The sequence below is a fragment of the Streptomyces venezuelae genome (genome assembly GCF_008642375.1).
GTDB lineage: Bacteria > Actinomycetota > Actinomycetes > Streptomycetales > Streptomycetaceae > Streptomyces > Streptomyces venezuelae_G.
In genome coordinates, this window is record NZ_CP029194.1 from 2848360 (window position 1) to 2873733 (window position 25374).

Here is a 25374-nt window from a genome sequence, read left to right on the forward strand (position 1 = left end):
GGTGGTGCTCCTGCGACTGGTGCGTGCGACGGTACGGGCTATTCAGGGGAGGCTTCGAGCGCGTGCGCGACCATGGAGAGCAGGGTCTCGACGACGCTGTAGCGCTTGCGCGCGTCCATGATCACCACCGGCACGTCCGGGGAGACCGTCAGCGCCTCCCTGACGTCCTCCGGCTCGAAGCGCTCGGTGCCCTCGAAGTGGTTGACGGCCACGATGTACGGGAGGCCGCAGCTCTCGAAGTAGTCCAGGGCCGGGAAGCAGTCGGTCAGCCGGCGCGTGTCGGCGAGCACGATCGCCCCGATCGCCCCGCGCACCAGGTCGTCCCACATGAACCAGAAGCGCTGCTGTCCCGGCGTACCGAAGACGTACAGCACGAGGTCGTTGTCGAGGGTGATCCGGCCGAAGTCCATCGCGACCGTGGTGGTGAGCTTGTCCGGGGTGGACGTGAGGTCGTCGGTGTCCTCGCTCGCCCGGGTCATCAGCGCCTCGGTCTGGAGCGGGGTGATCTCCGAGACCGCGCGGACGAAGGTGGTCTTGCCGACGCCGAAGCCGCCCGCGACCACGATCTTCGTCGCGATCGGGGCCCGGGTGTGGTCGAGCTGCCAGTCCTGGGCGCCGTCCTCGGCGTCCGGATCCGGTTCCCGTTCCGGTTCCTGCGCCTGTTCCGGTTCGTGCGGATCGGCGTGGGGCTGCGCGGGGATGCCGGCGGCTATCGCCGGGGCTTCCACCGGTGAGTCGGAGACGGCGGTGGCGTCAGAGACGACGGAGTCCACTCAGCACCCTTTCGAGGAGCGCGCGGTCGGGCTGGCCGGTACCGTGACCGGTCCCGTACACACGGATCTTTCCCTGGTCGGCCAGGTCGCTGAGCAGCACCCGGACGACTCCCAACGGCATCTTCAGCAGCGCCGAGATCTCCGCGACCGTCCGCATGCGGCGGCAGACCTCGACGATGGCCCGCATCTCCGGCATCAGACCGCGGGCGGCGGGCCCGCCGCCCGTCAGGACCTTGCGCACGGGGGCCGCTTCGAGCGCGGCGACGAAGGTCTCGACGAGCAGGACGTGGCCGAAGCGGGTACGGCCTCCGGTCAGCGAGTACGGGCGCACGCGCGCGGGGCGCCGCCCGTCACCGCGCACCGGCAGTTTGTGGGCGTGAAAGGCCGCGGACGCAGACGTCACTGGGTGCTCTCCCTCACTGGCTGCTCTCCATCGATTTACGCAGCTCGCTGCGGACTTCGGGGGTGAGGACGTGTCCGGCGCGGCCCACGAAGAGCGCCATGTGGTACGCCACGACACTCATGTCGCAGTCAGGGGTGGCGTGCACGCCGAGCAGCGAGCCGTCGCTGATCGACATCACGAAGACGCTGCCGTCCTCCATCGCGACCATGGTCTGCTTGACCCCGCCGCCGTCCATCAGCCGGGCGGCGCCGATGGTGAGGCTGCCGATGCCCGAGACGATGGTGGCCAGGTCGGCGCTGGAGCCGCGCGGCCCCTCGGGCCGGACGGCGTCGGCTGCGGCCGCGCCGGCCTGCTGCACGGCCGGGTCGGACGAGAGCAGCATCAGCCCGTCGGAGGAGACGACGGCGACCGAGCGGACTCCCGGTACCTCCTCCACGAGATTGCCCAGCAGCCATTGCAGGTTGCGGGCCTCCGTGCTCAGTCCGAACGTTCCCGTCGCAGTCAACTGCGTGCCTCCTCGACTGTGTCCCCCGTCATCTCCTCTGTACGTGCAGGCCTTGCGGCGGCTATCCGCGCCGCCGCGTCCGTCTCCGTCCCGATCTCGGCCTCCACGTCCCGGCGTCCGGCCTTGGCGCCCTGGTGGAAGCCGCCGAGCCGGCGGCGCAGGGCCTCGGCGTCCACGCCTCCCTTACGGGGAGCGGTGGGGGCGCCGGGCTGGCGGACCACCTGCGGGGTGCGCTTGGGGAGTCCCTTGTCGGTGACCCGCTCCCACTGGGCGGCGCGGGGTCCGGGAACCGGCTGGTCGGAGACCGGTTCGGGGGCGGCGGGCGCGTCGGGGACGGCTGCGGGCGTGGCGGGGACGTCGGCGACGGCGACGGCGACGGGGTCTCCGTCGGCGGCGCGTTCATGGGCGTCCGGCTCGGGCTGCGGGTCGGGCAGCCGGACCTGGAGCGTCGTCTCGGAGACGGACTCCCCGAATCCGGCGGGCTCGTACGTCTCGGTGGGCGCCGGCCCGTACGCCTCCGCGGGCGCGGGCTCGTACGCCTCTACGGGCGCGGGCTCGTACGCCTCTACGGGCGCGGCCTCCGCTTCCGCCATGGCTTCCGCTTCTGCTCCCGCCTCCGCTTCCCCTTCCGCTTCCGCTTCCGCTTCCGCTTCCGCCGCGAGGAACGCGCGCTCCGCGGCCTCCACCAGCGGGTCGCGGTTCCGGGACGGCAGGGTGTTGGAGTTGGCCTCCGCCGCCGAGCCCGGCAGGTGGAGCGTGGGCGCCGCGCCCGCCACCCGTACCGGCTCCGACACGACGGTCGGCGGGGCCGTGGGCAGCAGGGGCAGCGGCAGGACCACGACGGCCGCGATGCCGCCCGGCTTCTGCTCGCGCAGCTCGACGCGGACCCCGTGGCGGGCGGCGAGCAGGGCGGTCACCCGCATGCCGAGGCCCTCGCCCTCGAAGGCGTCCGGGTCGGCCTCGGCGAGGCGGGCGTTGAGCTCGTTGAGCCGGGAGCCGGTCATGCCGATGCCGGCGTCCTGGACGGAGAGCATGACCTCGCCGGTCTCCAGGAGCCAGCCGGAGAGCTGGACCTCGGCGTCGGGCGGCGAGAACGACGTGGCGTTCTCCAGGAGCTCGGCGATCAGGTGGCTCAGGTCGTCGGCGGCGAAGCCGGCGACCTGGGCGTGCGGCGGCAGGGACTGGATGGTGACCCGCTCGTACCGCTCGATCTCGCTGACGGCGGCCCGCAGGACGTCGACGAGCGGGACGGGTCCGGCGTGGCCGTGGACGTGCTCGTGGCCGGCGAGGACGAGGAGGTTCTCGCTGTGGCGGCGCATGACGGTCGCCAGGTGGTCGAGCCGGAAGAGCGTCGCGAGGCGGTCCGGGTCCTGCTCGCGCTCCTCCAGCTTCTCGATGACGCCGAGCTGCCTCTCGACGAGCCCGAGGCTGCGCAGCGAGAGGTTCACGAAGGTGTGGTGGACGGTGTCCTTGAGGCGTTCCAGGTCGGCGGTGAGGAGCGCGACCCGGCCCTGGAGGTCGGCGCGCTGGGCGGCCAGCTCCGCGCCGACGGACTCCTTGGCGGCGGCGAGTTCGGCGTTCTCGCGGGTGAGCCGCGCGCTGTGGGCGGCGAGGCCGGCGAGCTTGCCGTGGAGGGTGTTGAGGGAGCGGACGGCCTGGGCGAACTCGTCGTTGCGGCCGGTGAAGCGGACCGGCTCCTCGGTGTGCGGCTCGGGTGCCGCCGCGAGCCGGGCGGCGCCGATGCGGAGCACGGCGAGCGGCCGGGTGAGGGTGCGGGCGACGTACGTGGAGATGCCGATCGCGACGACGAGGCAGCCGCCGAGGAAGGCGATGCGCAGTTCGAGGGCGGTGACGTCGTCGTCCCGGAGGGCGGCGAAGTGCTCGACCCGCTCGGCGGCGAGGCGGGACTCGACGCCGCGCATCTGCTCGATGCGGGCGGACAGGGCGGCCTCCAGGCCGGCCGGGTCGGTACCGCTCTCGGCCTCGGTCAGCCGGGGCTGGTCGGTGAGCGTGGCGAGCGAGCGCTCGGCGCTCTTGACGTCGGGGCCGGTGACGGTCGTGGCGATCGCGTCGCGGGCGGCGGAGCCGGCGGCCTGGTCGAAGTCGCCGAGGGCGGCGAGTTCGCGGACGCGGGCCAGCTGGGCAGCGGCGGTGAGGGCGTCGCGGGCGCGCTCGGCCTCGTCGGCGCCCTCGGGGACGTCCGGGACGTAGGTGCCGGTGGCGGGGTCGTAGTGGACCTCGCCGGTCGGCTCGGGCTGCGGCACGGCGAGCGCGGCGACGAGCAGGCCGCGGGTGGCGGAGGCCTGTTCGACGGCGCGGCCGAGGGCGGCGGGGGCGCGGGTGGCCTCGGTGAGCGCGCTGCCGGCGGCGCGGGGCGGGGTCTGCTCGGCGAGTTCGTCGGAGAGGGCCTGGAGCTTGCCGATGACGTCCGTGTACGCCTTGTGGGCCTCCAGGGCCGTGCCCTTGCCGGTGAGGGCGGCGCGGCGGATGGAGGGGACGCCGGCGAGGTCGCGGCGGAGTTCGGTGGCGGCCGCGGGCCGGATCTCGTCGATCTGGCGGTCGACGCGGGTGGACCGGGTGTCGGTGATCTGGCGCTTGTCCTTGGCGGCGCCGGTCTGCGCGTCGCGGCCTGCGGCGATGTAGGCGACGACCTCGTCGCGCTCGTCGGCGAGGGAGTGCGCGAGGGTGACGGCCTGCCGGTCGAGTTCGGCGAGGGTGACCAGGCGCTGGGAGTCGGACAGCTCGGCGGAGGCCGTGAGGATCGCGGGGGCGCCGGCGACGAGGACGGTCACGCCCACGAGGGCGACGCCGGCGACAAGGCGGTTGCGGACGCGCTTGGAGCGGCCGGCCGGGGGCTGCGGGGCGGGCGACGCGGCGGGCTCCGAGGGGTGGCCGCCGTCGGGCGTGGCTGCGGTGCCGACCGGGGTCGGCGCTGAACCGGGGGTCTGGCTCCGCGCGCCGTTCTTGCTCCGAGGCCGCTTCTTCTCCACCGGTGCTCGCATTCTTGACTCGTCCGCCCACAAAGCAGAGGTGACGGCCGGTCACGTGGAGCGCCCCCACCCCTGGTACGGCTTCCGACCATTCCAGCGGTTCTGGGAAGGGGACGCGCATCGGCCGCTCCGCCACCCGAACGAGTGAACAACACTCATGAGTTGGCGAACAACTCTCCAGGACGGGGGCCACGGCCCTCCGGGGGCCCCCGGTTGGATCTTCCGCGCGGGCTTTGGCAGGATGCCCGCCCGCAGCTCTGCGGAGGTCCCGGTTCCGCCTCTCTCGCCGCCTCCGGCCGGTTGGTACAGGCCTTTTACGGCCGTTTGGAGGTGCCGTGAAGGAGTGCGGCCGGGCGGGCACACTGGGCGTCATGCGCAGCGACGTCGCCACCCTCCCCGGCAGCCCCGAACGCCCCAACGAGGACTGGGCAGCCGCAGCTCTGCCCGCCTCGGGCGGCGGGGGGACGGTCGTCCTCCTCGACGGCGTCACACCACCGGCCGGTGATGACGGTTGTGTGCACACCGTGCCGTGGTTCACCGCTCGCCTTGGCGGGGCTTTGACCGAACTGTCCGCTTCCCGCCCGGACATGCCCCTGCCGGAGATCCTGTCCGCGGCAATCCGGCGCACCGCGGAAGCCCATCGCGACACCTGTGACCTTTCTCACGTGCGCACGCCCCAGGCGACGGTGGTCCTCGCACGCTGGGACGAGGCCTCGGTCGAACATCTCGTCCTCTCCGACTCCGCTCTCCTCCTGGAAGCGCCCGACGGCTCGGTCCGGGCGGTGCTCGACGACCGGCTCGACCGGGTCCCGGACGAGATCCTGCGCTCCCTGGAGGCGACGGACCGGCTGCGGAACCGGGAGGGCGGCTTCTTCACGGCGGCGGCCGACCCGTCGGTCGCCGCGCTGGCCGTGACGGGGACGACCCCGCGCGCGGAGGTACGGGCCCTGGCGGCGCTCACGGACGGGGCGAGCCGCTGGGTGGAGCTGTTCGGCGCGGGCGACTGGGCCGAGTGCTTCGGCGTCCTGCGCGCGGAGGGCCCTTCGGGTCTGCTCCGGCGGGTGCGGGCGCTGGAGAGGGCGGACGCGGAGGCGGGCGGCCTGCGCCGCTGGAAGAGGCATGACGACGCGACGGCGGTGTACGCGGAACTGCGCGACGCCCTCGGGTGAGGCCGCCCCTGCTCATGCCCCTCCCGGGGCTCCGCGTCAGCCCTCGGAGCGGACGTTGAAGTGGTGGAGCAGTCTCGCCAGTTCGGCCACCTCGGCGCGGTCCCAGTCGACGAGCTTGCGGACGTACCGCTCGCGGCGGGCGTCCCGGACGTGCCGGAAGCGGTCGCGGCCCTCCTCCGTGAGCCGCACCAGTGAGGCGCGCCCGTCGGCGGGGTCGGGGTCGCGGACGACGAGTCCGAGCATTTCGAGCGCGCGCAGCTGGCGGCTCATGGTCGCCTTGCCGACGCCGAAGTACCCGGCGAGTTCGGTGGCGCGCTGGGGGCCGGCGTCGTCGAGACGCACGAAGAGCCCGTAGGCGGCCGGCTCCAGTTCGGGGTGCACCTCGCGGGCCATCTCGCCGGACTGGGCGCGGGCGCGGCGGAGGAAGACCGCCAGTTCCCGTTCGAGAGCGAGGAATTCCGGGTCCACCCCGGGGGGCGTGACGGCCCGGCCTTCACTTTCCGTACCGCTTCCGTGCACGTCAGCACCTCCCACGCGTTCTCCGGCGACGTCCCGGCCGCTGAAAGTTTCTTCCCTCCACGGCCATCGCCGCAGCTCCTTCAGTATTTCGCAGGAGTAGACCAACGGCGGTATCCGGCCCCCCTTCCGCCGGACGGGTCTACGTGCGTAGCGTCATGCCTGACATGTTCACACCAGACATGTCGACCGGTCCCCCACCGCCTTTCGGAGGCACGCATGCGTGTGCACAGATCCGGAACGACCCTCGCCGGCGCCGCCCTCGCGGCCCTGGCCCTCCTCCTCCCCCTCGCCGGCTCCGCCGGCGCCGCCCAGGACCCGGGTGCCCGGCAGGAGCCCGTGCGCGGCTCCGCCTCCATGGGCATGGGCGTCCTGAAGCACGACGGCCGCGACGGCAAGCCCGGCGGGATCTCGGTCCAGGCCGTCCAGACGGAAGGCGTGGACGTCTCCAGCCACCAGGGGAACGTCGCCTGGTCCACGCTGTGGAACAGCGGGGTCAAGTGGGCCTACGTCAAGGCGACGGAAGGCACGTACTACAAGAACACCTACTTCACGCAGCAGTACAACGGCTCGTACAACGTCGGCATGATCCGGGGCACGTACCACTTCGCCACCCCGGACACGACGACCGGCGCCGCCCAGGCCGACTACTTCGTCAACAACGGCGGCGGCTGGTCGAAGGACGGCAGGACCCTGCCGGGCGTCCTCGACATCGAGTGGAACCCGTACGGCGCGACCTGCTACGGCAAGACCCAGTCCGGGATGGTGACCTGGATCCGCGACTTCCTGAACCGGTACAAGTACCGGACCGGGCGCGACGCGGTCATCTACACGGCGACCAGCTGGTGGACCCAGTGCACGGGCAACTACTCCGGCTTCGCCGCGACGAACCCGCTCTGGATCGCGCGGTACGCCTCGACCGTGGGCGAACTCCCGGCCGGCTGGCAGTACTACACGATGTGGCAGTACACGTCCTCGGGCCCGACGGTCGGCGACCACAACCACTTCAACGGCGACCTCTCGCGCGTCCAGGCACTCGCCAACGGCTGACCCGGCGCCCTCCCCCTCTCCTCCCTCTCCCCTTCTCGCTCCTCGCTCCTCGCGACGACGGCGGCTCTCCGGGTGTGCGGCACCCCGGAGGGCCGCTTCGGCTTTTTCCGCCCTCCCCCTTGCCCATTGGTATGGACCAATGCGACGCTCTACGGCGGTCGCGCGGAATTCAACTTCCGTGCACCCAGCGCGCGTTGCTCGTTCCGTATCCCCCCACGCACGAGAGAGAGCCCCCGCATGCCCTCGTACCGCCGCACCTCCGCCGTCGCCGCCTCCGCCCTGTCCGCGGCCGCCCTCGTCGGCCTCACCCCCTCCACGGCCGGTGCCCACGGCGCCGTCTTCAACCCCGTGAGCCGGGTGGCGGCCTGTTACGCCGAAGGCCCCGAGACGCCCAAGTCGCAGGTGTGCAAGGACCTCGTCGCCGACTCCGGCACCCAGCCGCTCTACGACTGGAACGAGGTCAACATCGCCAACGCCGACGGGCAGCACCAGGCCCTCATCCCGGACGGCAAGCTCTGCTCGGCGAACCGCGCCAAGTACCGGGCGCTGGACTGGGCGCGCACCGACTGGCCGGCGACGGCGGTCGCGGCCGGCTCCTTCGACTTCAAGGTCCGCGTGACGGCGGCCCACTCGGGCACGATGACGGTCTACATCACCAAGGCCGGCTTCGACCCGACGCAGCCCCTGAAGTGGTCGGACCTGGACGCGACCCCGGTCGCCGTCCACAACACCACCCGCACGGCGACGGACGGCTACTACAACTTCACGGGCAACCTGCCGGCCCGCACCGGCCGCCACATCGTCTACAAGGTGTGGCAGCGCAACGACAGCCCCGAGGCCTTCTACAGCTGCTCGGACGTCACCTTCGGCGGTACGGCGGCGGCGCCGGCCCAGCTCACGGCCCAGGCCCCGACCGAGGCGAAGATCGCCGCGGGCGCCGACCTGTCCACCGTCAGCCACGCCGGCCACGGCGGCGACGAGCAGGCCCCGGCGCTCTCCGCCGAGGCCACCGGCGCCCCCTCCTCGCCGCTCCCCCTGGCGCTCGCGGGCGCGGGCGCCCTCGCCGCCTTCGCCGGGGGCACCCTGCTCCTGGGCCGCCGCCGGAACCCGTCCGCCTCCTAGGAGCCGGACGACCCGAGCGGGAAGAGGGCGGTGAGCCGGGGTATCGCCAACCCCTCCGGCCGAGACCCCAGGGGCACGTCGTCCTCTTCCCGCTCGCCCCGCTCGTCCGCGAGTTCCTCGACCGCGTCGAGGAACTCGTCCCCCTCGTCGTCCTCCTGGCCGGTCAGCTCGTCGAACGCGTCCTGGGCGACGTAGTCGAGCTCCTCCCACTCGGGCCACTCGTCGTCGTCCCACTCGTCCCGGTGTCGCCCCACGAGGGCCCGGACCCCGGGCACGTCGGCCAGGGCGTCGGGGTCGGCGACGACCGACTCGTACACCTTCCGCCCCTGGCCGACCAGCCAGAGCGTGAAGTAGTGGAAGGCGTCCTCCGTGCAGCCGCCGCCCTCGACGCGGTTCGCCGCCTTCCAGACCGCGCGGGTGTCCGCCCGCTCGCACGCCTCCTCGAGACACACCTGGAACGCCACGCTCTCGGCCGCCGGGCGCCGTGTCAGCTCCACCCGCAGCCACTCCAGCCGCTCGTCCCGGTCACCCGGGCGGCCGCCCAACTCGTCGATGAGAGCCCAGAAGGCGTCGTCGTTCATGCGTACGAGCATGACACCCCCGACTGACATCCGGACACGCCGGAGCGGGGTGCCCCCGAAGGACACCCCGCTCACGGCCGGGGAGTTACGCGGCGACGGCCACCGGAACCGCCGCCGGAGCGAGCGCGATCTCCAGGACCTGCCGGACGTCGGTCACCGGGTGGACCTCCAGCTTCTCCAGGATCTCGGCCGGGACGTCGTCCAGGTCGGCCTCGTTCCGCTTGGGGATCACGACCGTCGTGATGCCCGCCCGGTGCGCGGCGAGCAGCTTCTGCTTCACGCCACCGATCGGGAGGACCCGGCCGGTGAGGGAGACCTCGCCGGTCATGGCCACGTCCGTACGGACCTGGCGGCCGCTCAGCAGGGACGCGAGGGCGGTCGTCATCGTGACGCCCGCGCTCGGCCCGTCCTTGGGGACGGCCCCGGCCGGGAAGTGGATGTGCACGCCCCGGTCCTTGAGTCCGGTGACGGGCAGCTCCAGCTCCGCGCCGTGCGAGCGGAGGAAGGAGAGCGCGATCTGCGCGGACTCCTTCATCACGTCGCCCAGCTGGCCGGTGAGGGTGAGCCCGGCGGCGCCGGTCTCCGGGTCGGCGAGGGAAGCCTCCACGAAGAGGACGTCTCCGCCCGCGCCGGTCACCGCGAGTCCGGTGGCGACGCCCGGCACGGCCGTACGCCGCTCGGCCGGGTCCTGGGCCGACTCGGGCACGTGGTGCGGCCGGCCGATCAGGTCCCGCAGGTCCTCCGGGGTGACCGTGAACGGCAGCTCGCGGTCGCCCAGTTCGTGCTGGGCCGTGACCTTCCGGAGCAGCCGGGCGATGGCGCGCTCCAGGGTGCGGACGCCCGCCTCCCGGGTGTACTCGCCGGCGAGCTTCCGCAGGGACGCGTCCTCCAGGACGACCTCGCCGGGCTCCAGGCCGGCCCGCTCCAGCTGGCGCGGGAGGAGGTGGTCGCGGGCGATGACGACCTTCTCGTCCTCGGTGTACCCGTCGAGCCTGACCAGCTCCATGCGGTCGAGGAGCGCCTCGGGGATGGCTTCGAGGACGTTGGCCGTGGCGAGGAAGACGACGTCGGAGAGGTCGAGTTCGACCTCCAGGTAGTGGTCGCGGAAGGTGTGGTTCTGCGCGGGGTCGAGGACTTCGAGGAGGGCCGCGGCCGGGTCGCCCCGGAAGTCGGAGCCGACCTTGTCGATCTCGTCGAGCAGGATCACCGGGTTCATGGACCCGGCCTCCTTGATGGCGCGGACGATCCGGCCGGGCAGGGCGCCGACGTAGGTCCGCCGGTGGCCGCGGATCTCGGCCTCGTCGCGGACGCCGCCGAGGGCGACGCGGACGAACTTCCGTCCCATCGCGTGGGCGACGGACTCGCCCAGCGAGGTCTTGCCGACGCCGGGCGGGCCGACGAGGGCGAGGACGGCTCCGCCGCGGCGGCCGCCGACGACGCCGAGGCCGCGCTCGGCCCGCCGCTTGCGCACGGCGAGGTACTCGGTGATGCGCTCCTTCACGTCCTCCAGGCCCGCGTGCTCGGCGTCGAGGACCGCCTGGGCGCCCGGGATGTCGTACCGGTCCTCGGTGCGCTCGCTCCAGGGCAGTTCGAGGACGGTGTCGAGCCAGGTGCGGATCCAGGAGCCCTCCGGGGACTGGTCGCTGGACCGCTCCAGCTTCTCGACCTCCTTGAGGGCCGCCTCGCGGACCTTCTCGGGCAGGTCGGCGGCCTCGACGCGGGCGCGGTAGTCGTCGGACTCGTCGCCCTCGGCCTCGCCGTTGAGGTCGCGGAGCTCCTTGCGGACGGCTTCGAGCTGGCGGCGGAGCAGGAACTCGCGCTGCTGCTTGTCGACGCCCTCCTGGACGTCCTTGGCGATGGTCTCGGCGACGTCCTGCTCGGCGAGGTGCTCGCGGAGCTGGGCGGTGGCGAGCTTGAGGCGGGCGACCGGGTCGGCGGTCTCCAGGAGCTCGACCTTCTGCTCGACGGTGAGGAAGGGCGAGTAGCCGGAGTTGTCGGCGAGGGCGCCGACGCCGTCGATCTGCTGGACGCGGTCGACGACCTGCCAGGCGCCGCGCTTCTTCAGCCAGCTGGTGGCGAGTGCCTTGTACTCCCTGACCAGCTCGTTCACGGAGCCGGGCAGCGGGTCGGGCAGGGCCTCCTCGACGGTGCTTCCCTCGACCCACAGGGCGCCGCCGGGTCCGGTCGTGCCGGCGCCGATGCGGACGCGGCCGAGGCCGCGGATCAGCGCGCCGGGGTCGCCGTCGGACAGCCGCCCCACCTGCTCGACGGTGCCGAGGACACCGGTCCCCGCGTAGGTCCCGTCGACGCGGGGCACGAGCAGCACCCGCGGCTTGCCGCCTCCCGGACGGGCGGCGGCCTGGGCGGCCTCGACGGCGGCCCGTACGTCGTTGTCGGAGAGGTCCAGCGGCACCACCATTCCGGGCAGCACGACCTCGTCGTCGAGCGGCAGCACAGGCAGAGTGAGCGGCGCGGACGCCTTGGACGCAGAAGCCATGATCTCCCCTTCGGCAGTCAAGTTGAGCTGTACGGACTCAATGCACATGAGCCCAGGAATGTTCCCCAGCCGTAGTTCGCTCTGAGCGATCACTCTTCCGCGGAGCCGTGAGCTGCCGATGTAATGCCTCTATGGATATTGCAGCCATTACCTCCGTGTGGGTGGCCGGGTGGACCGTCTCCCGGGGGACCCCGGCCGCCGTCGTCGAGCCCTGGGGCTACCGGATCGACGTCGGCCTGCCGCGGCATGTCGTACGGCACGTGCTGCCCGCCCCCGACGCGGACTCCGTCGGCGCGCTCTGCGAGCGGCTCACCGAGCCGTACAGCTGGCTCAAGGTGATGGCGGCGCCGGAGGAGGTGGCGCCGTGGATCACCGAGGGGTGGACGGTCCCCGACGACCCGGGCTTCATGATGGTCAAGCCGCTGGACCCGGGCGCCCGCCCCGCGCCTCCGGAGGGGTACGCGCGGACCACCGAGGTCCGGAACGGGGTCATCCGGGTCCGCGTCCTCGCCCCGGACGGCACCCTGGCCGCGCGCGGCCAGATCGCCCCGACCGGCTCCACCGCCGTCGCCGACCAGATCGAGACCGACCCCGCGCACCGGCGGCGCGGCCTCGGCGCGAACGTCATGCGCACGCTGGAGGCGGCCGCCGCACAGGCCGGCGCCGAGACCGGGGTGCTGGCGGCGACCACGGACGGCCTCGCGCTGTACGACTCCCTCGACTGGCGCTACCGCGGGCCCCTCACCGGGATCGTCCGGTCGGGAACCTGACCGTCCGGCTGCGCCGGGCACCCCGTACGGGGCATGCTCGATCCATGGTGCGAGGCCGAGGCGTACGGGGGAAGTGGTGCGGGGCCCTGCTGCTGGCGGTGGTCCTGGCCGGCGGCACGAGCGCGTGCGGGCCCGAGACGCCGCCCGCGCCGGGCGGACCGGCATCGGGGGCGACCGTGTCTCCGGCTCCGAATGCGCCGGACACGTCGGGCACGTCGGGCACTGCGACCCGTACACCCGAAGCGAGCACGAGTACGGCCACGGGCACGAGTACGACCACGGCCCCGACGCCGAGTACGACCCCGACCACGCCCCCTGCCGAACCCCGGCCCGGCGAGGTCCTCGTCGAGGTGGTCGTCAGCGGCGGCTTCGCCGGGGTCCGCAACGAGCTCGTCGTCCACTACGGCGGCAGCTGGACCAGCCGCTCCGGCACCAAGCCTCCCCGCACCGGGCAGCAGACGCCCGCCGAGGCCGCCGAGCTGCGGGCAGCCCTGGAGGACCCGGCGTACGCGCGCGTGCCGAACCGGCCGACCGGGAGCCCGATCGCCGACGGGTTCCAGTACTTCATCACCTACCGCCACCGCCTCGTCGTCGCGGGCGACGGCGAACGCCCCGCGGCCCTCCGGCGCGTCTTCGCGGCCCTGCCGGAAGGCGGCCCGCCGACGAGCCCCTGAGCCGGAACCCGGACCACCGTGAACCGAACCGGGGTCCGGGCGCGATAGAGAGTGCGTGAGACTGTTGCGCCCCTCAGGGGCAGGCCCCGCAGGGGGAGACGAGGACGACGACGCGGCGCTGCTGCGCGCGGTCGCCCGGGGGGACTCCGAGGCGCTCGGCGTCCTCTACGACCGGCACGCCGGCTGGCTGCACGCCCGGCTCGCCCGGCGCTGCCCGGACGAGGAGACCGTGCGGGAGGTCCTCCAGGACACCTTCGTGACGGTCTGGCGCTCGGCCGGCACCCACCGGGGGCGGGGCGAGGCCGGCGGATGGCTCTGGGTGATCGCCGCCCGCCGCCTCGTGGACGCCCAGCGGGTGCGGGCCCGCGTCGACCGCGCGGCCGTGCCCGCGGAACCGCCCGCCCCCGCGCCCTCCGCCGAGGAGCGGGTGCTCGCCGGCCTGGAGTACGGGGAGGTGGGCGCCGCCCTCGACCGGATCTCGCCCGAACTCGCCGAGGTCCTGCGGGCGACCGTCGTCGACGGCCTGACGACCCGCGAGACCGCCCGGCTGCTCGGCATACCCGAAGGCACCGTCAAGACCCGCGCCCTGCGCGCCCGCCGCGAACTGCGCGCCGCCCTCGGCGCCGGTGGCCCGTACCCCCTGGGAGGCACCGCATGACGTCCCCCGCCTCATCCCCGACGCCACCCCCCTGGCACGTCACCGACGCGCTGGCGCTCCGGTACGCGGAGGGTGCCGCGGCCGAGACGGACGCCTGGTCGCTGGAGAAGCACGTCGAGTCCTGCTCCCCCTGCGCGGGGCGCGTCTCGGCCGCCGTACGCGCCGGAGCCGCGGGCCCGGCCCTGGCCGCCGTACGGGCGGAGCTCCTGGCCTCCGTGGGACACCGGCCGGCACCGGCACCCGCGCCGGCGGCTGCACCCGTGCCGGCCCGCCACCCCCTCGGCCGGAGCGCGCGGCTCTGGTGGGCCGCCGGGCCCGCCCTGCGCGGCTCCTGGGTCGTGGCGGTGGCGCTCGTCCTGGGCGGCGCCTTCGCCCTGGCCTACGGCGCCGGGTTCCAGGGCGCGCGGAGCTGGCTGCTCGCCGCCTCCCCGGTCCTCCCGCTCGCCGGCGTCGCCGTCTCGTACGGACGCCACGCCGACCCGCTGTACGAGATCACCGCCGCCACCCCGTCCGGCGGGCTGCGGCTGCTCCTCACCCGTACCGCCGCCGTGCTCGCCGTCTGCGTACCGCTGCTGACCGCGGGCGGGGCGCTGCTGCCTCCGGTGGCCGGCTTCCCGGGGGCGGCCGCCTGGCTGCTGCCGGGGCTCGCGCTGACCCTGGCGACCCTCGCGCTCGGCTCCTTCGTCGGCTGCCGGGCGGCGGCCGCGACGCTCGCCGGCGGCTGGCTCCTCGCCGTGACGGGCCCGCTGCTCGGGCAGCAGGGCGCCGACACGGGCGGTGCGGCCGTCCTCGTCCGCTACTTCTCCGGTCCTGTCGCACAAGGGAGCTGGGCCGTCGCCGCGCTGGCCTGCGCCGCCCTGCTCGTGCTGCGGCGCCGTTCCTTCGACCACTTGGAGACCCGGTGAACCAGCCCGCCACGGTCGCGGTGACCGGACTGACCGTCCGGCACCGCCGCACCGTCGCCCTCGACGCGCTCGACCTGTCCCTCTCCCCCGGAATCCACGGCCTGCTCGGCCCGAACGGTGCCGGGAAGACCTCGCTCATCCGGGTCCTCGCGACCGTCGCCGCCCCCTCCTCCGGGCGGGTGGAGCTGCTCGGCGGGGACGTCGGCAGCCATGGCGAGCGCACCGAGATCCGGCGCCGACTCGGCTATCTGCCGCAGGAGTTCGGCTACTACCCGGCCTTCACGGTCCGTGAGTTCGTGGCGTACGTGGCCTGGCTGAAGGAGGTGCCGGCGGACCGGGCCGGGGCGGCCGTGGAGCGGGCGGTCGAGCGCGTCGGGCTCGCCGACCGGATCGACGCGCGGATGAAGACGCTCTCGGGCGGCATGGTCCGGCGCGCGGGCATCGCCCAGGCGATCGTGAACGAGCCGGAGCTGCTGCTGCTCGACGAGCCGACGGCGGGCCTCGACCCGGAGCAGCGGGTCGACTTCCGCGCGCTGCTGCGGGAGCTGGGCACGGAGGCGACGGTGGTGGTCTCCACGCACCTGGTGGAGGACGTGGCCGCGGCCTGCACCGATGTCGCGCTGATCGAGTCGGGGGTGCTCGCCTTCCGGGGCACGACCGCCGAACTCGCCGCGCTCGGCGGCGAGTCGGCGGATGCGGGTGACTCGACGACGAACGCGATCGAGCGCGGCTACACGGCCGCCCTGCGCGCCCACCGCGACCGCCTCGCCGGGGGCGGCGCCGGACAGCGCGTGAAGGAGTCGCTCCGATGACGACGACCCTCACCCCGCCCCGTACGGAGAAGCCTGCGCCCGTACGCGCGCCCGCACCGCTCCGCACCGAGCTGCTGCGCGGCCTCGGGCCGTGGTCCGGCGCCGCCGTCGCGCTCACCGTCCTGGTGACGATGTACAGCAAGGCGCCGGAGTGGCAGGGCCGTTGGGCCGACGTGACGAACCTCCTGCACGTCGCCGCCGGACTGCTCTGCGGGCCCCTCGCGCTCGCGGCGGGCTGCTGGCAGGGCGGCCGGGACCGGCGGCGGCGGACGACGGAGCTGTGGGAGTCCGTCCCCCGCTCCCCGCTGCGCCGCCTCCTGGTCGCCGTCGCCCCCTCCGCGCTCTGGCCCGCCGCCGGGCTGCTGCTCGCCGACACCGTCTGCCTGCTCGCCACCTGGCCGTACGTCTCCGCGGGGCGCCCCTACCTCGAGCTCCTCGCCGCCGACGCGGTCGCCGTCGCCGCCCTCGGCGCGCTCGGCCATCTCGCCGGGCGGGTCGTCCGGTGGCGGCTGACGGCCCCGCTCCTCGGGATCGTCGGGTACGTCGTCCTCGGGCTCACCGCCTACACGCAGAGCACCGCGCGCTGGCTCAGCCCGGCGGGCGAGCACCAGTTCTCCTGGGACAGGCCGGTGTGGTGGTTCGGCCCGGTGTCGATGGCGTGGACGGCGGGGCTCACGCTCGCCGTACTCCTCGCGTACGGGCTGCGTCCGGCCCGCCTGAGAGTGTTCGCCCTGGTCCCGCTGGCCGTCGCGGTCGCCGCCGCCGGCCTGATCCTGCGGCTGCCGCAGGATCAGGGACCGTGGCGTCCGGACCCGGCCCTGTCCCGGCAGGTCTGCGACGACGGCACGCCGCAGGTGTGCCTGACGGCCGTGGACGAGGCGCTGTTGCCCGAGGTGTCGGCGGCCCTCGCCCCTCTGAACAGCCGCCTCAAGGGGGTGCCGGGCGCCCCGACCCGCTGGGTGGGCGGCATGAACGGACCGGCTCTCCCCGGCGACGTCGAGCTGCCCAACGCCCGGCAGGACGCGGAGCGCAACCGGCTCGCCCGCCCCGACCTGTACCTCAGCTCGGCCGCGGCCTGGCTGTTCTCGGACACGTGCCGGCCGGGCGACGGCGCGGGTCCCAACGCCGAGCGGGCGAGCTACGTCAATCTCGCCGTCCAGGAGTGGCTGGCGCCGACCCCGGACGACTACGGCCCCGACACCACCGGCGCCCAGCCGTACATCGACCGGCTGGAAGCCAAGTCCCCGGCCGAGCAGCGCGACTACCTGACCCGCTACCTGGCCGCGAACACCTGCCGCCCGGACGAGGTGCCGATCCCATGAGGCGCCCCCCGCAGGTTCTCTATCTGCGCTCCCGCGGCCTGCCCGGCGCGCTGGCCGCCCTGCTCGGCACTGCGGCGGCCGCCGCCTGGGCGGCCTGGTGGCTGGTGTCGCTGCCGGACTTCGACCACACGGCGCGGCTGCCGGTGGTGGTCCTCGGGCCGCTGCTCGCGGCGGGCGTCATCGGGACGAGCCTGCACACGCCGAGCGACGAGCTGGACCGTACGGCGGTACGGGCCTGGTGGCCCCGCCGCCTCGGCCATGTCCTCGCCCCGACCGCGCTCGCCGTGGCGCTGCTCGCCCTCGCCCTGCCGGGGCACGCCGGGGAGTTCGGCGCGCCCGCCGCCGTGCGCAACGCGCTGGGCCTGATGGGCATGGCGGCGGGCTCCGCCACCCTGGTCGGCGCCCGGCTGAGCTGGCTGCCGCCGACCTTCTACGCCGGCGTGGTCTATCTGGCGGCCCCCGCCGGGGCGGACGGCGGCGCGGTCTGGTGGGCCTGGGTGATGCGCCCGGGCCCGGAGGCCGAGGCGTGGGCGGTCGCCGCCGTCTGCTTCGTGGTGGGCACGGCGCTGTACGCGTGGCGGGGCGGCCGACGTACGGCCGGCGAGTCCTGAGCAGCGGGACGCCGGCTCGACTCGCCGGCCCGACAGCCCGACAGCCCGACCGTACCTACCTGAGCAGCCAGTCCCTCGTCAGCGCCGCCATCTCCGCCTGTGTGCGCCCGCCGTGGTCGACCGCGATGAAGTGGTCGGCCACGCGCAGCGAGAAGACGAGCAGGCTGCGGACCTCGACGTCGTCCTCGTCGGGGCAGAAGCTCCGGAAGAGCGAACGCAGGTACTCCATGCGCCGGTTGTCGGTGCGCCGGAGCCGTGCGGCGACGGCCTCGTCGCGCCGGGCCCAGTCCCGGACGGCGAGGTCGACGGCGAGGCCGGTCACCGGCCCGTCGGCGACGTTCTGGACGAAGTCGAAGAGCCGGCCGAGTTTGGCGCGGCCCTCTCCCCCGCCGCTCTCGATCCGCTCGATGACGGCTTCGGAGACCTCGCGCTCCCAGGTGTCGAGCATCTCGGCGAGCAGGGCGTCGCGGTTGGCGAAGTACCCGTAGAAGCCGCCCTTGCTGACGCCGAGGGCCTGGGCCAGCGGTTCGATGCGTACGGCCTCCGGGCCGCCCTCGGCGAGCGCGCGGAGGCCCTCCTCGATCCACCGGCCACGCGGTGTGCGGATCGCGCCCATGGTGTGTCCCTCCTCACCTCGCCACTCCTCCGCCCGACTATACGGTGCCGTACAGACGGGTCTACGCTTGATCTATACGCCACCGTACAAGTGCGGCCGGGCGTAGGAACCGACGGAGGAACAGGGGCATGACCATGAGACTTCCCCGCACCGCGCACACCTCCCGCCCGTGGCGGATCCACGAGTTCGCGGACGACTTCCACGTCGAGGACGTGTGGGCACTGCCCGTGACGGGCGGCCCGGACGAACTCGAACGACTCGTACGGCAGTTCACGAACGGCGACGGCACCGCCCTCTCCACCCCCGTGGTCCGCGCGCTCTTCGCGCTGCGCTGGAAGCTGGGCGCCCTGCTCGGCCTGGACAAGCCGGCCGCCGGCCTGAGCGCACGGGTGGGCTCCCTCCGGGAGCGGCTCCCGGAGGACCTGCGCACGGGGACGCGCGGCCCCGACCTGCAGGTGGTGCCGTTCACGTCCGTCTACCAGACCGACCGGGAGTGGGTGGCGGAGACCGCCAACCGGACCGCCCACGCGGTGATGCACATCGGCTGGGTCCCGGACCCCACCCCGGGCGATCCCGGCCGGCACCGCGCCCGGATGGCCGTCCTGGTGAAGCCCAACGGCCTGCTCGGCACCCTCTACGTGGCGGGGATCAAGCCGTTCCGGTACCTCGGCGTGTACCCGAAACTGCTGAACGCGATCGGCCGGGAGTGGGAGGCGGGCAGAAAGACGCCGGCCGCGACGGCGTCCTGAACGGCGACAGCCCGGGAGGGGGGAGAGTCACCCCCGCGGCGCCGCCATCTCCGCGTACCGCCGCTCCAGGAAGGACCGGACGCGCGCGGGCATGTCCATCGACTCCGGGTCGAGGGCCCACTGGATCTGGAGCCCGTCCATGACGGCGAGGTGCTCCTGCCCGACGGCCCGGCAGTCGATGTCGGCGCGCAGCTCGCCGCGCCGCACGGCCTCCTCCAGGAGTTCGACCGTGTGCCGGAGCACGCGCGCGTAGCGCTCCTTGAAGTACTCGTGGGCGGGGTGGCCGATGTTGCCGGACTCGCCCACCAGGACGTTGTACATCCGGACGATGCCGGGGCGCCGGGTGTTCTCCTCGATCAGCGCGACCAGGGTTTCCAGGTAGGCGGCGTACGACTCGGGCTCGACGCTGAACAGCCGCTCGATGTCGTGCTGTTCGCTCTGCCCGAGGACCGAGAGGAGCAGGTCCTCCTTGCTCCGGAAGTGGTGCAGCAGTCCGCCCTGGGTGATCCCGCAGTCGTTGGCGATCCGGGCGAGCGAGGAGGCGTGGAACCCCCAGCGCCCGAAGTGGTCGACGGCGGTGTCCAGGATCTTTCGGCGGCGCGCGTCACCGACCGCGTAACTGCCCCGGCCTGCGGGTTTACGGGGCGTCGGTTCCTTCTTCTCCGGCATGCGCCCCACCCTACGGGGGCGCCTTCCCGGGGCTGGATCCCCGCCCCGGAAGAGGCTCCGGCCTGTGATCCAGGACACATTCCAGAAACCTAGTGGTCACTCGGTTTTCGCGCTTAGCCTGACGCCGTCATCCGGCCACGCAAGCAGGGACGTACGCCATGCACCCCTACCAGGACGCCACTCGTCCCGTCGGCGAGCGCGTCGAGGACCTCCTCTCCCGGATGACCCCGGAGGAGAAGGCCGGCCAGCTCTTCCACTCCATGCTGATGATGAATCCCGACGGCACGCCGGTGACCGAGACGGACGGTTCGACGCTGCCGCTCACCACCCCCGACCTCATCGAGGACCGGCGGCTCACCCACTTCAACCTGCTCGGCACCTACGGCGCCCGCGAGATGGCGCTCTGGCACAACGCGATCCAGGAGATGGCCGCGGGCACCCGCCTCGGCATCCCGGTCTCGCTCTCCACCGACCCCCGCCACGCCTTCACCGACAACATCGGCGCATCCTTCAACGCCGGCGCCTTCTCCGCCTGGCCCGAGGCCCTCGGTCTCGCCGCGATCGGCGACCCCGAGCTGGTTCTCGCCTTCGCCGACACGGTCCGCCGCGAGTACCTCTCCGTCGGCTTCCGTACGGCGCTCCACCCGCAGATCGACCTCGCGACCGAGCCCCGCTGGTCCCGCCAGTCCGGCACCTTCGGCTCCGACGCGAAGCTCACGGGCGAGCTGGTCCGGGCGTACGTCCGCGGGCTCCAGGGCGAGAGCCTCGGCAAGGACTCGGTGGCCGCGATGATCAAGCACTTCCCCGGCGGCGGCCCGCAGAAGGACGGCGAGGACCCGCACTTCCCGCACGGCAAGGAGCAGGTCTACCCGGGCGGGATGCGCGAGTACCACCTGGAGCCGTTCCGGCACGCGATCGCGGCGGGCTGCTCGCAGATGATGCCGTACTACGGCCAGCCGATCGGCACCGACTGGGAGGAGGTCGGCTTCGGCTTCAACAAGGGCGTGATCACGGGGCTCCTCCGCGAGGAGCTCGGCTTCACCGGCATCGTCTGCACCGACTGGGGCCTGCTCACGGACTCGACGGTCTTCGGCGAGCCGCACGAGGCGCGGGCCTGGGGCGTCGAGCACCTGAGCGTGGCCGAGCGGACGGCGAAGGCCCTCGACGCGGGCGCGGACCAGTTCGGCGGCGAGCAGTGCCCCGAGGTCGTCGTGGAGCTGATGGCCTCGGGCCGGATCTCCGAGGCCCGCGTCGACACGTCCGTACGCCGCCTCCTGCGCGAGAAGTTCCTCCTCGGGCTCTTCGACGAGCGGCGGTACGTCGACCCCGACGAGGCCGCGGAGACCGTCGGCCGCGCCGACTTCGCGGCCGCGGGCGCCGCCGCTCAGCGCCGCTCCCTCACCGTCCTCACCGACGGGCCGCTCCCCCTGTCGGGACGGCCGAGGCTGTACGTGGAGAACGTCGACCCGGCGGTCGCGGCGGCGTACGGCGAGGTCGTCGCCGACCCGGCCGCGGCGGACCTCGCGGTGCTGCGGCTGCGCACCCCGTACGAGGAGCGGCCGAACCTCTTCGAGTCCTTCTTCCACTCCGGCTCGCTCGCCTTCCCCGAGCCCGAGCTGACCCGGATCCTGGGCCTGCTCGCCACCGTGCCGACGGTCGTCTGCGTCAACCTGGAGCGGCCGGCGGTCCTGCCGGAGATCGCCGAGCGGGCGGCGGCGCTGATCGCCGACTTCGGCGCGAGCGACGAGGCCCTGCTCGACGTGGCCTTCGGGCGGGCGAAGGCCGAGGGGCGGCTCCCCTTCGAGCTGCCGCGCTCGATGGCGGCGGTGGAGGCGGCCCGCCCGGACGTCCCGAACGACACGGCGGACCCCGTCTTCGCCCACGGCCACGGCCTGGATCTGGCCCTCTAGGCCGGAACACCCACAGACCGCGGGGGACCTGAACGACCCCGCGCACGATCCGGGGGCCTGCCCGTGGGGGGCCGGGCCCCCGGATCTCCCCTGCCCGCATGTCATGCACCTGAAGGGTTCTCCATGCGCACGTACGTAGCACTGTCCGCGGCCACCGCCTTGCTCGCCGGCCTGGGCGCCACCGCCTACGCCACCACGGGCACCGCCCCCGACTCCCGGCCGCTCGCGGGGATGCGGATCCTGATCTCCAACGACGACTCGATGCAGGCCGCGAAGGCGAGCAACTCCGACGGCCTCGGCCTGTACGAGCTCCGCCGCGCGATGTGCGCCGCCGGCGCCGACGTCGTCGTGATGGCCCCCTGGCAGGTCCAGTCCGGAAAGGGCACCGCCGTCACCAACGGCGGCGTCGTCACCGCCCAGCGCCGCACCGCCCTGCCCGCCGGGTACGAGAACGACTGCGCGGGCGCCCCCGCCAAGGGCGCGGTCTACGGCGTCTGCCTCTCCGACGTCCCCTGCACGAAGGACTCCGCGAGCGCCACCCCCGCCGACACCGTCAAGCTCGCCCTGCGCGGCGGCCTCAAGGCCAAGGCCGGCTGGACCGGGGCCCCCGACCTCGTCCTCACCGGCATCAACTCCGGCCCCAACATCTCCGCCAGCGTCAACGACTCCGGCACCGTCGGCGCCGCCGTCGCAGCCGTCGACCAGGAGGTCCCGGCCCTCGCCTTCTCCTCCTCCGGCGACGAGAGCAACACCTTCTTCCCCCGCGCCAACTACCGCGCCCACGCCGAGTTCGGGGCCCGCCTCGTCGCCGGCCTCAAGCAGCGCGGGCTGCTGACCTCGAAGTTCGCCCTCAAGGTCGACTACCCCGACGTCAGCACCGGCACCCCCGCCAAGGCCCCGGTCTGGACCCGCGTCGGCGACGGGGCCATCGTCTACCACGCCTTCGAACAGCGCGGGAACAGCGACTCCTTCGACATCGCGCTCGGCCTCTGCCCGGTGGACGGCAGCGGCGAGGGCGAGTGCGCGGAGGGGCGGAAGGACGCCGACTCCACCTGGCTCCTCGACAAGGGCCACGTCACGATCGCCCCGATCACCTGGGACCGCACCTACGGCACCCGGGTCGACGCCCGCCGCGAGCTGAACCGGATCGAGCAATTCGTGAAGCACGAGGCCCCGCGCCCGTGACGGCCTCCCTCCAGGCGTCATCGCACCGCGCGACCCCGCGGCTCCGTTAAGTGTTTGTCCCGGCCGTCCGCGCCCCGCGAGGATGGCCGGGCCATCCCCTGCCGAGCCGAGAGCGGAGTGACCGACCTTGACCAGCCCCGTGACACTCGACCGCCGAGACGGTCCGTACGGAGAAGTCGTGCTGCGCCGCCGCGCCGAGCACTTCGAGATCATCGCCAACGGCACCTTCCTCATGGACACCTCCGACGGGCGCTCCGAGCGGCTCCTCGTCGACGCGGCCCTGGCCGCCCTGCCCGAGGAGTCCCGCACCGGCGCCTCCGTCCTCGTCGGCGGCCTCGGGGTCGGCTTCTCGCTCGCCCACGCGGCCGCCGACCCGCGCTGGGGCCGGATCGTCGTCGCCGAGCGTGAGGGCGCGATCATCGACTGGCACCGCGAGGGGCCGCTCTCCTCGGTCTCCGGGCCCGCACTGGCCGATCCGCGGACCGTGATCCTGCACACGGACCTCGTGGACCACCTCCGCACCTCCTCCGACACGTACGACGCCCTCTGTCTGGACATCGACAACGGGCCGGACTGGACGGTCACCGAGGACAACGAAACCCTGTACTCGGCCGAGGGGTTGGCGGCCTGCGCGGCCCGGCTGAACCCCGGCGGTGTGCTCGCTGTCTGGTCCGCTCAGCCCTCGGCCGATTTCGAAGACTCATTGCGGAATGCCGGATTCAGCGGGGTACGGACCGAAGAGATCCCCGTTGCCCGGGGCGTCCCCGACGTGGTCCACCTCGGCATCCGTCCCCGGTAACTCCTGGATAGCCGGGACACCACCCGTACCTCTAGGCTGCTGCACCGACATCGGCGACGCGAGGCGGGGCAATGGAGCAGACACACACCACTCACCACGGTGCGGCGGCCACTCCCGGGGCCCAGCGACGGGTCCTCGTGGTCGAGGACGACGCGACGATCGTCGAGGCGATCTCCGCGCGGCTGCGCGCCGAGGGCTTCCTCGTGCAGACCGCGACGGACGGCCCCGCGGCCGTCGACGCCGCCGAGGCCTGGCAGCCGGACCTGATGGTCCTCGACGTGATGCTCCCGGGCTTCGACGGCCTGGAGGTGTGCCGCAGGGTCCAGGCCCAGCGCCCCGTCCCGGTCCTCATGCTGACCGCCCGGGACGACGAGACCGACATGCTGGTCGGGCTCGGCGTCGGCGCGGACGACTACATGACGAAGCCGTTCTCGATGCGCGAGCTCGCCGCCCGGGTGCACGTCCTGCTGCGCCGGGTCGAGCGGGCCGCGCTGGCGGCCGTCACCCCGCGCAGCGGGATCCTGCGCCTCGGCGAGCTGGAGATCGACCACGCGCAGCGCCGGGTCCGGGTGCGCTCCGAGGACGTGCACCTGACCCCGACCGAGTTCGACCTGCTGGTCTGTCTGGCGAGCACCCCGAGGGCGGTCCTCTCGCGCGAGCAGCTGCTCGCCGAGGTGTGGGACTGGGCGGACGCCTCCGGCACCCGGACCGTGGACAGCCACATCAAGGCGCTGCGCCGGAAGATCGGAGCCGAGCGCATCCGTACGGTCCATGGCGTGGGGTACGCGCTGGAGACCCCGGCGCCGTGAGGCGACGGCCGGGCAGGCGCACCGGAGCCCGGCGCCGGATCGTGATCTCAATCAAGACCAAGCTCGGCGCCCTGGTCGTCGGCGCGGTCCTGCTGACCTCGTGTCTCGCATTGGTGGCGATCCGCACGTCCACCGAGTTCCGGTACATCACGATCTTCGCGATGATCGCGACGCTGCTGATCACCCAGTTCGTGGCGCAGTCCCTGACGGCGCCGCTCGACGAGATGACCACGGTGGCCGGGACGATCTCGCGCGGCGACTTCAGCCGGCGGGTGCGGGGCGCGGACCGGCGGGACGAGCTGGGCGACCTGGCCTCGACGATCAACCGCATGGCGGACGACCTGGAGGCCGTCGACCGGCACCGCAAGGAGCTGGTCGCCAATGTGTCGCACGAGCTGCGCACACCGATCGCCGCGCTCCGGGCCGTCCTGGAGAACGTCGTGGACGGGGTGTCCGAGGCCGATCCGGAGACCATGCGCTCGGCGCTGAAACAGACGGAACGGCTGGGCCGGCTGGTGGAGACGCTGCTGGACCTGTCACGTCTTGACAACGGTGTCGTGGCGCTGAGGGCGAGCCGTTTCGAGGTCTGGCCGTACCTGTCGGGCGTGCTGCGGGAGGCGAACCTCGCCGCGTCCCAGCGCGGCCTGTTCTCCACGTCCGGGCTGCACAACCGCACGGACGTCCATCTGCACCTGGACGTGTCGCCGCCCGAGCTGGTCGCCCACGCGGACGCGGAACGGCTCCACCAGGTCATGGCCAATCTGATCGACAACGCGGTGAAGCACTCGCCGCCGCACGGCCGGGTCACGGTCCGGGCCCGGCGCGGCCCGTATCCGGACTCGCTGGAGCTGGTGGTCGAGGACGAGGGTCCCGGCATCCCGGAGTCCGAGCGGCACAAGGTCTTCGAGCGGTTCAACCGCGGCACGGTGCCGGACCGGCAGGGTCCGGGCAGCGACGGCGGCACCGGGCTCGGGCTCGCGATCGCCCGCTGGGCCGTGGATCTGCACGGTGGCGGGATCGGCGTGGCCGAATCGTCACGCGGCTGCCGCATCCGAGTCACTCTTCCGGGCAGCCTTCCCCCGAGAGATTGACGTAGGGTTCGAACCGGAAGAGCACGTTCTGCGTGTACGTGAGCGGGACCTGCGCGCACGTGAACGGGGTGCGATCAGGGATGCGGTCGAAGTGGGCCGTGCCCGTGCTTTTCCGTACCCTCACACATGCGGAACCACGGTTGTTTCCCGCCATTCACGGTCCCGAAACACCTCGTCAAGTGTGACTT

General features: G+C 73.5%; 25 protein-coding genes. 16 read left to right on the plus strand and 9 right to left on the minus strand.

Going from position 1 to position 25374, the window contains the following annotated elements:
• Window positions 1-38: 38 nt before the first annotated feature.
• From DEJ46_RS12540 to DEJ46_RS12555, 4 genes are read right to left on the minus strand one after another with little or no spacing between them, the layout of a single operon-like run.
• Window positions 39-773, minus strand: a complete 735-nt coding sequence (locus tag DEJ46_RS12540) for a GTP-binding protein (RefSeq protein WP_150266108.1) — start codon at window positions 771-773, stop codon at window positions 39-41.
• Window positions 754-1176, minus strand: a complete 423-nt coding sequence (locus tag DEJ46_RS12545; protein WP_150266109.1) for a DUF742 domain-containing protein — start codon at window positions 1174-1176, stop codon at window positions 754-756. Before DEJ46_RS12545 ends, DEJ46_RS12540 begins: the two co-directional genes overlap by 20 nt.
• A 13-nt stretch (window positions 1177-1189) precedes the next feature.
• Window positions 1190-1681 carry a roadblock/LC7 domain-containing protein gene (locus DEJ46_RS12550; protein ID WP_150266111.1) on the minus strand — a complete coding sequence of 164 codons (492 nt, stop codon included), beginning with the start codon at window positions 1679-1681 and terminating at the stop codon, window positions 1190-1192.
• Window positions 1678-4683 (minus strand): nitrate- and nitrite sensing domain-containing protein, encoded by a 3006-nt coding sequence (locus DEJ46_RS12555; RefSeq protein WP_150266113.1) that lies wholly within the window; start codon window positions 4681-4683, stop codon window positions 1678-1680. The genes DEJ46_RS12550 and DEJ46_RS12555 overlap by 4 nt, the downstream gene beginning before the upstream one ends.
• Window positions 4684-5042: 359 nt before the next feature.
• Between DEJ46_RS12555 and DEJ46_RS12560 the strand changes: the two genes are divergently transcribed.
• A complete protein-coding gene (locus DEJ46_RS12560; protein WP_150266115.1) occupies window positions 5043-5840 on the plus strand; it encodes a protein phosphatase 2C domain-containing protein in 798 nt (265 codons plus the stop codon).
• 36 nt (window positions 5841-5876) lie between these two features.
• Here the strand turns inward: DEJ46_RS12560 and DEJ46_RS12565 are convergent, their stop codons facing one another.
• Window positions 5877-6359, minus strand: a complete 483-nt coding sequence (locus DEJ46_RS12565) for a MarR family winged helix-turn-helix transcriptional regulator (RefSeq protein WP_150274357.1) — start codon at window positions 6357-6359, stop codon at window positions 5877-5879.
• 216 nt (window positions 6360-6575) lie between these two features.
• On the opposite strand from DEJ46_RS12565, the gene DEJ46_RS12570 reads away from it, so the two are divergent.
• The gene (locus DEJ46_RS12570) at window positions 6576-7406 is read left to right on the plus strand and encodes a lysozyme (RefSeq protein WP_150266117.1); all 831 of its coding nucleotides are present in this window, start codon (window positions 6576-6578) and stop codon (window positions 7404-7406) included.
• Between the two features lie 237 nt (window positions 7407-7643).
• Window positions 7644-8528: a lytic polysaccharide monooxygenase gene (locus tag DEJ46_RS12575; RefSeq protein ID WP_150266119.1), complete on the plus strand. Its 885-nt coding sequence runs from the start codon at window positions 7644-7646 to the stop codon at window positions 8526-8528.
• On the opposite strand, the gene DEJ46_RS12580 is transcribed toward DEJ46_RS12575, so the two are convergent.
• Both DEJ46_RS12580 and lon read right to left on the minus strand, forming a co-directional pair.
• A complete protein-coding gene (locus DEJ46_RS12580; protein ID WP_150266121.1) occupies window positions 8525-9109 on the minus strand; it encodes a DUF4240 domain-containing protein in 585 nt (194 codons plus the stop codon). The genes DEJ46_RS12575 and DEJ46_RS12580 overlap by 4 nt on opposite strands.
• An 85-nt stretch (window positions 9110-9194) precedes the next feature.
• Window positions 9195-11606 carry an endopeptidase La gene (gene lon / locus DEJ46_RS12585; protein ID WP_150266123.1) on the minus strand — a complete coding sequence of 804 codons (2412 nt, stop codon included), beginning with the start codon at window positions 11604-11606 and terminating at the stop codon, window positions 9195-9197.
• Between the two features lie 131 nt (window positions 11607-11737).
• Between lon and DEJ46_RS12590 the strand changes: the two genes are divergently transcribed.
• The 7 genes from DEJ46_RS12590 to DEJ46_RS12620 are packed head-to-tail and all read left to right on the plus strand — an operon-like array spanning window position 11738 to window position 17358.
• The gene (locus DEJ46_RS12590) at window positions 11738-12376 is read left to right on the plus strand and encodes a GNAT family N-acetyltransferase (RefSeq protein ID WP_150266124.1); all 639 of its coding nucleotides are present in this window, start codon (window positions 11738-11740) and stop codon (window positions 12374-12376) included.
• A gap of 44 nt (window positions 12377-12420) precedes the next feature.
• Window positions 12421-13050: a hypothetical protein gene (locus tag DEJ46_RS12595; protein WP_150266126.1), complete on the plus strand. Its 630-nt coding sequence runs from the start codon at window positions 12421-12423 to the stop codon at window positions 13048-13050.
• Between the two features lie 55 nt (window positions 13051-13105).
• Window positions 13106-13708 (plus strand): RNA polymerase sigma factor, encoded by a 603-nt coding sequence (locus DEJ46_RS12600; RefSeq protein ID WP_150266128.1) that lies wholly within the window; start codon window positions 13106-13108, stop codon window positions 13706-13708.
• The gene (locus DEJ46_RS12605) at window positions 13705-14613 is read left to right on the plus strand and encodes a zf-HC2 domain-containing protein (protein ID WP_150266130.1); all 909 of its coding nucleotides are present in this window, start codon (window positions 13705-13707) and stop codon (window positions 14611-14613) included. Before DEJ46_RS12600 ends, DEJ46_RS12605 begins: the two co-directional genes overlap by 4 nt.
• Complete coding sequence (locus DEJ46_RS12610) at window positions 14610-15425, plus strand: ABC transporter ATP-binding protein (RefSeq protein ID WP_150266132.1); 816 nt, start codon at window positions 14610-14612, stop codon at window positions 15423-15425. Before DEJ46_RS12605 ends, DEJ46_RS12610 begins: the two co-directional genes overlap by 4 nt.
• Window positions 15422-16747 (plus strand): hypothetical protein, encoded by a 1326-nt coding sequence (locus DEJ46_RS12615; RefSeq protein WP_150266134.1) that lies wholly within the window; start codon window positions 15422-15424, stop codon window positions 16745-16747. The genes DEJ46_RS12610 and DEJ46_RS12615 overlap by 4 nt, the downstream gene beginning before the upstream one ends.
• Window positions 16744-17358, plus strand: coding sequence for a hypothetical protein (locus tag DEJ46_RS12620; RefSeq protein WP_150266136.1), 615 nt, complete (start codon window positions 16744-16746; stop codon window positions 17356-17358). The genes DEJ46_RS12615 and DEJ46_RS12620 overlap by 4 nt, the downstream gene beginning before the upstream one ends.
• Before the next feature lie 55 nt (window positions 17359-17413).
• Here DEJ46_RS12620 and DEJ46_RS12625 read toward each other — a convergent pair whose 3' ends face one another.
• Entirely contained in the window at window positions 17414-17974 is a 561-nt protein-coding gene (locus DEJ46_RS12625; RefSeq protein WP_150266138.1) for a TetR/AcrR family transcriptional regulator, read from the minus strand.
• A 134-nt stretch (window positions 17975-18108) separates the two neighbouring features.
• Between DEJ46_RS12625 and DEJ46_RS12630 the strand changes: the two genes are divergently transcribed.
• Entirely contained in the window at window positions 18109-18723 is a 615-nt protein-coding gene (locus DEJ46_RS12630) for a DUF2867 domain-containing protein (protein WP_150274359.1), read from the plus strand.
• A 27-nt stretch (window positions 18724-18750) separates the two neighbouring features.
• Here DEJ46_RS12630 and DEJ46_RS12635 read toward each other — a convergent pair whose 3' ends face one another.
• Complete coding sequence (locus DEJ46_RS12635; RefSeq protein WP_150266140.1) at window positions 18751-19392, minus strand: TetR/AcrR family transcriptional regulator; 642 nt, start codon at window positions 19390-19392, stop codon at window positions 18751-18753.
• A gap of 158 nt (window positions 19393-19550) precedes the next feature.
• Here DEJ46_RS12635 and DEJ46_RS12640 point away from each other — a divergent pair, with 158 nt between their 5' ends.
• From DEJ46_RS12640 to DEJ46_RS12660, 5 genes are all read left to right on the plus strand, one after another.
• The gene (locus tag DEJ46_RS12640; RefSeq protein ID WP_150266142.1) at window positions 19551-21302 is read left to right on the plus strand and encodes a glycoside hydrolase family 3 protein; all 1752 of its coding nucleotides are present in this window, start codon (window positions 19551-19553) and stop codon (window positions 21300-21302) included.
• A gap of 123 nt (window positions 21303-21425) precedes the next feature.
• Window positions 21426-22487, plus strand: a complete 1062-nt coding sequence (surE, locus tag DEJ46_RS12645) for a 5'/3'-nucleotidase SurE (RefSeq protein ID WP_150266144.1) — start codon at window positions 21426-21428, stop codon at window positions 22485-22487.
• Window positions 22488-22614: 127 nt separating this feature from the next.
• Window positions 22615-23286, plus strand: coding sequence for a spermidine synthase (locus DEJ46_RS12650; protein ID WP_150266146.1), 672 nt, complete (start codon window positions 22615-22617; stop codon window positions 23284-23286).
• 71 nt (window positions 23287-23357) lie between these two features.
• Window positions 23358-24095 carry a response regulator transcription factor gene (locus DEJ46_RS12655; RefSeq protein ID WP_056644011.1) on the plus strand — a complete coding sequence of 246 codons (738 nt, stop codon included), beginning with the start codon at window positions 23358-23360 and terminating at the stop codon, window positions 24093-24095.
• 38 nt (window positions 24096-24133) lie between these two features.
• Window positions 24134-25186 carry an ATP-binding protein gene (locus tag DEJ46_RS12660; protein WP_411757818.1) on the plus strand — a complete coding sequence of 351 codons (1053 nt, stop codon included), beginning with the start codon at window positions 24134-24136 and terminating at the stop codon, window positions 25184-25186.
• Window positions 25187-25374 lie beyond the last annotated feature (188 nt).

Excerpts from the sequence above, each read along its gene's own strand:
- DEJ46_RS12555 (WP_150266113.1), bottom strand. The coding sequence starts at position 4,683 with ATGCGAGCACCGGTGGAGAAGAAGCGGCCTCGGAGCAAGAACGGCGCG.
- DEJ46_RS12560 (WP_150266115.1), top strand. The coding sequence starts at position 5,043 with ATGCGCAGCGACGTCGCCACCCTCCCCGGCAGCCCCGAACGCCCCAAC.
- DEJ46_RS12570 (WP_150266117.1), top strand. The coding sequence starts at position 6,576 with ATGCGTGTGCACAGATCCGGAACGACCCTCGCCGGCGCCGCCCTCGCG.
- DEJ46_RS12575 (WP_150266119.1), top strand. The coding sequence starts at position 7,644 with ATGCCCTCGTACCGCCGCACCTCCGCCGTCGCCGCCTCCGCCCTGTCC.
- DEJ46_RS12580 (WP_150266121.1), bottom strand. The coding sequence starts at position 9,109 with ATGAACGACGACGCCTTCTGGGCTCTCATCGACGAGTTGGGCGGCCGC.
- lon (WP_150266123.1), bottom strand. The coding sequence starts at position 11,606 with ATGGCTTCTGCGTCCAAGGCGTCCGCGCCGCTCACTCTGCCTGTGCTG.
- DEJ46_RS12590 (WP_150266124.1), top strand. The coding sequence starts at position 11,738 with ATGGATATTGCAGCCATTACCTCCGTGTGGGTGGCCGGGTGGACCGTC.
- DEJ46_RS12595 (WP_150266126.1), top strand. The coding sequence starts at position 12,421 with ATGGTGCGAGGCCGAGGCGTACGGGGGAAGTGGTGCGGGGCCCTGCTG.
- DEJ46_RS12605 (WP_150266130.1), top strand. The coding sequence starts at position 13,705 with ATGACGTCCCCCGCCTCATCCCCGACGCCACCCCCCTGGCACGTCACC.
- DEJ46_RS12615 (WP_150266134.1), top strand. The coding sequence starts at position 15,422 with ATGACGACGACCCTCACCCCGCCCCGTACGGAGAAGCCTGCGCCCGTA.
- DEJ46_RS12620 (WP_150266136.1), top strand. The coding sequence starts at position 16,744 with ATGAGGCGCCCCCCGCAGGTTCTCTATCTGCGCTCCCGCGGCCTGCCC.
- DEJ46_RS12625 (WP_150266138.1), bottom strand. The coding sequence starts at position 17,974 with ATGGGCGCGATCCGCACACCGCGTGGCCGGTGGATCGAGGAGGGCCTC.
- DEJ46_RS12630 (WP_150274359.1), top strand. The coding sequence starts at position 18,109 with ATGAGACTTCCCCGCACCGCGCACACCTCCCGCCCGTGGCGGATCCAC.
- DEJ46_RS12635 (WP_150266140.1), bottom strand. The coding sequence starts at position 19,392 with ATGCCGGAGAAGAAGGAACCGACGCCCCGTAAACCCGCAGGCCGGGGC.
- DEJ46_RS12640 (WP_150266142.1), top strand. The coding sequence starts at position 19,551 with ATGCACCCCTACCAGGACGCCACTCGTCCCGTCGGCGAGCGCGTCGAG.
- surE (WP_150266144.1), top strand. The coding sequence starts at position 21,426 with ATGCGCACGTACGTAGCACTGTCCGCGGCCACCGCCTTGCTCGCCGGC.
- DEJ46_RS12655 (WP_056644011.1), top strand. The coding sequence starts at position 23,358 with ATGGAGCAGACACACACCACTCACCACGGTGCGGCGGCCACTCCCGGG.